The 404-nt window shown below is 56.7% G+C and carries 1 rRNA gene; it reads right to left on the reverse strand.

Going from position 1 to position 404, the window contains the following annotated elements:
- Positions 1–114: ribosomal RNA gene (locus tag HP507_RS03795) — 23S ribosomal RNA — on the reverse strand; the annotation flags it as partial.
- Positions 115–404 lie beyond the last annotated feature (290 nt).

The raw sequence follows: 404 nt of genomic DNA on the forward strand, positions 1-404 counted from the left end.
AAATCCTCGGCTCACAGCTCGATTATCAGCTCCCCGAGGCTTATCGCAGATTTCTACGTCCTTCTTCGGCTCCAGATGCCAAGGCATCCACCGTTTGCTCTTAGAAACTTGACCACAAAGATTAAAATTGCGATCGACTCGACAACAACCCCGGAATCCGAAGACCCTAGGTTCGTTGCGAGCGATCTAAGATGCTCGCGTCCACTGTGTAGTTCTCAACATACGATCGGCACCAGCGCTCCACAGTCACACGGACTGCTTCACCCTGGCCCACCGAAGAACCATACGGATCACTCCGTGCGGCTCAACCCCCAGCCCGAAGACTGGGAAGCCTGGTCCCTCAGGACCCAACAACGTGCACCAGCCGACCCGCTCACCCCCAACCCGTTCCAACCCGACCCGAA

Origin of the sequence: Curtobacterium pusillum, from assembly GCF_013359865.1 — a bacterium.
Taxonomy (GTDB): Bacteria; Actinomycetota; Actinomycetes; order Actinomycetales; family Microbacteriaceae; genus Curtobacterium; species Curtobacterium pusillum.